At 57.6% G+C, this 5,249-nt stretch carries 3 rRNA genes; all 3 read right to left on the minus strand.

Going from position 1 to position 5,249, the window contains the following annotated elements:
* Positions 1-85: ribosomal RNA gene (gene rrf / locus ACPXCB_RS31425) — 5S ribosomal RNA — on the minus strand; the annotation flags it as partial.
* 84 nt (positions 86-169) lie between these two features.
* Positions 170-3,279: ribosomal RNA gene (locus tag ACPXCB_RS31430) — 23S ribosomal RNA — on the minus strand.
* 374 nt (positions 3,280-3,653) lie between these two features.
* Positions 3,654-5,168 (minus strand): 16S ribosomal RNA (locus ACPXCB_RS31435).
* Positions 5,169-5,249: the final 81 nt, after the last annotated feature.

The following is a 5,249-nucleotide window of genomic DNA, read 5'->3' on the forward strand; positions in this document are numbered from 1 at the left end:
CGAGTGCAGTACCATCGGCGCTGGAGGGCTTAGCTTCCGGGTTCGGAATGTAACCGGGCGTTTCCCCTCCGCCATGACCGCCGTAACTCTATCGACATATCAAACAACACCAACCATGTGGTCTGTTGTTCGTTTATCGAGAGTTGCACAGTGGACGCGTAGCAGCTTAGTAGTCAAGTCCTCGGCCTATTAGTACCGGTCAACTGAACCCGTTACCGGGCTTACATTTCCGGCCTATCAACCCAGTCGTCTAGCTGGGGGCCTTACCCCCACAAAGTGGGGTGGGATACCTCATCTTGAAGCGAGCTTCCCGCTTAGATGCTTTCAGCGGTTATCCCTTCCGAACGTAGCTAACCAGCCGTGCCCCTGGCGGGACAACTGGCACACCAGAGGTTCGTCCGTCCCGGTCCTCTCGTACTAGGGACAGCCCTTCTCAAGTATCCTACGCGCACGGCGGATAGGGACCGAACTGTCTCACGACGTTCTAAACCCAGCTCGCGTACCGCTTTAATGGGCGAACAGCCCAACCCTTGGGACCTGCTACAGCCCCAGGATGCGACGAGCCGACATCGAGGTGCCAAACCATCCCGTCGATATGGACTCTTGGGGAAGATCAGCCTGTTATCCCCGGGGTACCTTTTATCCGTTGAGCGACACCGCTTCCACTCGCAAGTGCCGGATCACTAGTCCCGACTTTCGTCCCTGCTCGACCTGTCAGTCTCACAGTCAAGCTCCCTTGTGTACTTGCACTCAACACCTGATTGCCAACCAGGCTGAGGGAACCTTTGGGCGCCTCCGTTACCCTTTAGGAGGCAACCGCCCCAGTTAAACTACCCACCAGACACTGTCCCTGAACCGGATAACGGTCCGAAGTTAGATACCCAAATCAACCAGAGTGGTATTTCAAGATTGCCTCCACCCATACTGGCGTATGGACTTCACCGGCTCCCACCTATCCTACACAAGCTAATTCGGATACCAATGTCAAGCTATAGTAAAGGTCCCGGGGTCTTTCCGTCCTGCCGCGCGTAACGAGCATCTTTACTCGTAATGCAATTTCGCCGGGCCTGTGGTTGAGACAGTGGGGAAGTCGTTACGCCATTCGTGCAGGTCGGAACTTACCCGACAAGGAATTTCGCTACCTTAGGATGGTTATAGTTACCACCGCCGTTTACTGGCGCTTAAGTTCTCCGCTTCGCCCCGAAGAGCTAACAGGTCCCCTTAACGTTCCAGCACCGGGCAGGCGTCAGTCCATATACATCGAATTACTTCTTCGCATGGACCTGTGTTTTTAGTAAACAGTCGCTTCCCCCTGCTCTCTGCGGCCATACAACGCTCCACCCGCGCGGGGCTTCACGTCTCCGGCCCCCCTTCTCCCTAAGTTACGGGGGCAATTTGCCGAGTTCCTTAACCACAGTTCGCCCGATCGCCTCGGTATTCTCTACCTGACCACCTGTGTCGGTTTGGGGTACGGGCCGCTAAGAACTCGCTAGAGGCTTTTCTCGGCAGCATAGGATCACTGACTTCACCTGAATCGGCTCGGCATCACGTCTCAGCCTACATGTGCTGCGGATTTGCCTACAGCACGGCCTACACGCTTACCCCGGCACAACCACCGGCCGGGCTCAGCTACCTTCCTGCGTCACCCCATCGCTTGACTACTACCCGCCAGGTTCCCACGCTCCCCAACCTTGATCCGAAGATCGCAGCCAGTTCGGGTGGTTAGCACAACGAGGTTCATCAGGGACGCTCTTTCGCGGGTACGGGAATATCAACCCGTTGTCCATCGACTACGCCTCTCGGCCTCGCCTTAGGTCCCGACTCACCCAGGGCGGATTAGCCTGGCCCTGGAACCCTTGGTCATCCGGCGGAAGGGTTTCTCACCCTTCTTTCGCTACTCATGCCTGCATTCTCACTCGTGCCGCGTCCACAACTGGGTCACCCCGCTGCTTCACCCCCGGCACGACGCTCCCCTACCCATCCACACACCTGCACAAGGAATCAAGTCCAAGCGAGGTAAAAATGTGAATGCCACAGCTTCGGCGGTGTGCTTGAGCCCCGCTACATTGTCGGCGCGGAACCACTTGACCAGTGAGCTATTACGCACTCTTTAAAGGGTGGCTGCTTCTAAGCCAACCTCCTGGTTGTCTATGCGACCCCACATCCTTTTCCACTTAGCACACGCTTAGGGGCCTTAGCTGGTGATCTGGGCTGTTTCCCTCTCGACTACGAAGCTTATCCCCCGCAGTCTCACTGCCGCGCTCTCACTTACCGGCATTCGGAGTTTGGCTGATTTCGGTAAGCTTGTGGGCCCCCTAGACCATCCAGTGCTCTACCTCCGGCAAGAAACACGCGACGCTGCACCTAAATGCATTTCGGGGAGAACCAGCTATCACGGAGTTTGATTGGCCTTTCACCCCTAACCACAGGTCATCCCCCAACTTTTCAACGTTGGTGGGTTCGGCCCTCCACGCGGTCTTACCCGCGCTTCAGCCTGCCCATGGCTAGATCACTCCGCTTCGGGTCTAGGACACGCGACTGAACGCCCTATTCAGACTCGCTTTCGCTACGGCTCCCCCACACGGGTTAACCTCGCCACATGCCACTAACTCGCAGGCTCATTCTTCAAAAGGCACGCCGTCACCCCGCAAGGCTCCGACGGATTGTAGGCGAACGGTTTCAGGTACTATTTCACTCCCCTCCCGGGGTACTTTTCACCATTCCCTCACGGTACTCGTCCGCTATCGGTCACCAGGAAGTATTTAGGCTTACCAGGTGGTCCTGGCAGATTCACGGCAGATTTCAGGGGTCCGCCGCTACTCGGGAACACCCACAGAAGGTCAGCAACTTTCACCTACCGGACTTTCACCGTCTACGGTCAGCCATTCCAGACTGTTCGACTAGCCACTGACTTTGTAACTTCTCGAACAAGTGTCAGCTTGTTCAGCAGGGTCCCACAACCCCGACCACGCAACCCCTGACAGGTATCACACGCAACCGGTTTAGCCTCGATCCGCTTTCGCTCGCCACTACTCACGGAATCACTAAATTGTTTTCTCTTCCTACGGGTACTGAGATGTTTCACTTCCCCGCGTTCCCTCCACACACCCTATGTGTTCAGGTGTGGGTGACTGGACATGACTCCAGCCAGGTTTCCCCATTCGGACACCCTGGGATCACAGCTTGGTTGACAGCTCCCCCAGGCCTATCGCGGCCTCCCACGTCCTTCATCGGCTCCTGGTGCCAAGGCATTCACCGTTCGCCCTTGACAACTTGACCACAAAGATGCTCGCGTCCACTGTGCAATTCTCAACAAACGACCAACCCACAACCCGATCCGTGCGACACCAAACCCGACCACCGCCGGCGGTATGCCACACCAGGCCATGCCTGGCAGCCCACGAAACTCACGTTCCGCACAAGGCTCCGAAAGAAACAACCACCGGTTGTTCTTTCAGGACCCAACAGGGTGCTATCCGTCTCCTCCCAGCCGCACCAGGACCCCGTTCCCACCACCCCAGGGGCAGCTGTACTAGGAAGAACCCGGCCGTTGCCAGGAGAAAACTCGCCAGTGTCTCCGCCATTGAGCACCCCACCACCACATTCGGGCAGTGCGGGCTCCTTACCGACTTTCGTCGGAAGGTGCTCCTTAGAAAGGAGGTGATCCAGCCGCACCTTCCGGTACGGCTACCTTGTTACGACTTCGTCCCAATCGCCAGCCCCACCTTCGACGGCTCCCTCCACAAGGGTTGGGCCACCGGCTTCGGGTGTTGCCGACTTTCGTGACGTGACGGGCGGTGTGTACAAGGCCCGGGAACGTATTCACCGCAGCGTTGCTGATCTGCGATTACTAGCGACTCCGACTTCACGGGGTCGAGTTGCAGACCCCGATCCGAACTGAGACCGGCTTTTTGGGATTCGCTCCACCTCACGGTATCGCAGCCCATTGTACCGGCCATTGTAGCATGCGTGAAGCCCTGGACATAAGGGGCATGATGACTTGACGTCATCCCCACCTTCCTCCGAGTTGACCCCGGCAGTCTTCGATGAGTCCCCGCCATAACGCGCTGGCAACATCGAACGAGGGTTGCGCTCGTTGCGGGACTTAACCCAACATCTCACGACACGAGCTGACGACAGCCATGCACCACCTGTGACCGCCCCCGAAGGACCTCACATCTCTGCGAGTTTTGCGGCCATGTCAAACCCAGGTAAGGTTCTTCGCGTTGCATCGAATTAATCCGCATGCTCCGCCGCTTGTGCGGGCCCCCGTCAATTCCTTTGAGTTTTAGCCTTGCGGCCGTACTCCCCAGGCGGGGCGCTTAATGCGTTAGCTGCGGCACAGGGAACCGGAGAGGCCCCCCACACCTAGCGCCCAACGTTTACAGCGTGGACTACCAGGGTATCTAATCCTGTTCGCTCCCCACGCTTTCGCTCCTCAGCGTCAGTATCGGCCCAGAGACCCGCCTTCGCCACCGGTGTTCCTCCTGATATCTGCGCATTTCACCGCTACACCAGGAATTCCAGTCTCCCCTACCGAACTCTAGCCTGCCCGTATCGACCGCAGGCTTGGAGTTGAGCCCCAAGTTTTCACGGTCGACGCGACAAGCCGCCTACGAGCTCTTTACGCCCAATAAATCCGGACAACGCTCGCACCCTACGTCTTACCGCGGCTGCTGGCACGTAGTTGGCCGGTGCTTCTTCTGCAGGTACCGTCACTTACGCTTCGTCCCTGCTGAAAGAGGTTTACAACCCGAAGGCCGTCATCCCTCACGCGGCGTCGCTGCATCAGGCTTCCGCCCATTGTGCAATATTCCCCACTGCTGCCTCCCGTAGGAGTCTGGGCCGTGTCTCAGTCCCAGTGTGGCCGGTCGCCCTCTCAGGCCGGCTACCCGTCGTCGCCTTGGTAGGCCATCACCCCACCAACAAGCTGATAGGCCGCGAGCCCATCCCAGGCCGAAAAACTTTCCACCACCAACCATGCGACCGGTGGTCCTATTCGGTATTAGCCCCCGTTTCCGAGGGTTATCCCAAAGCCTAGGGCAGGTTGCTCACGTGTTACTCACCCGTTCGCCGCTCGAGTACCCCGAAGGGCCTTTCCGCTCGACTTGCATGTGTTAAGCACGCCGCCAGCGTTCGTCCTGAGCCAGGATCAAACTCTCCAACAAAAACTTGTTGAAAAACTGTCCCGACAACAAAAAGTGTTGCCAAAGGAATCCAAGACCAACAAACCATAAATGGTCTGCCAG

Source organism: Micromonospora sp. DT62 (assembly GCF_049847285.1).
GTDB lineage: Bacteria > Actinomycetota > Actinomycetes > Mycobacteriales > Micromonosporaceae > Micromonospora > Micromonospora reichwaldensis.